The organism is Salmonella sp. SAL4457 (assembly GCF_046548235.1).
In the GTDB taxonomy this organism is placed as follows: Bacteria; Pseudomonadota; Gammaproteobacteria; order Enterobacterales; family Enterobacteriaceae; genus Salmonella; species Salmonella enterica.
This window is the reverse complement of the sequence record NZ_JBGDZO010000210.1, coordinates 1-328: the sequence shown is the minus strand read 5'-3', so window position 1 is coordinate 328 and position 328 is coordinate 1. Positions and strand designations below refer to the sequence as shown.

The following is a 328-nucleotide window of genomic DNA, read 5'->3' as shown; positions in this document are numbered from 1 at the left end:
CGCCACGTAGGCGCCGAAGCCGTTGGTGGAACCGGTCTTGTTCAGCAGGCGCTGGCCCTCCAGCGCCTGTGGCGCGGGCAGCCTGGCGATCCTGTGCGGTTGCAGCGCCATCGGCGTCGAGTTGCCGGCCTGCAGGCGCTTCAGGGAGATCGGCCAGTCGTAGGCTTCCCAGCCCAGGCCCTGGGTCATGTCGCCGACCTTGTAGTAACCGCGATGGGTGGCATCGAGCGCCTGCGCCCAGGGCCTGTCCAGGCGCTCCGGATGCAGGTTGGCATCGACGAAGCGCAGCAGGTCGGCCGCGCTGGTCTTCACCCCGTAGCCTTCGGCC

General features: G+C 69.5%; 1 protein-coding gene. It reads right to left on the bottom strand.

Annotated elements, in window-relative coordinates; genetic code table 11:
• Nucleotides 1-328: serine hydrolase (locus ACLJNW_RS23955; RefSeq protein ID WP_410961187.1), on the bottom strand; the 328-nt coding region annotated here is incomplete at both ends.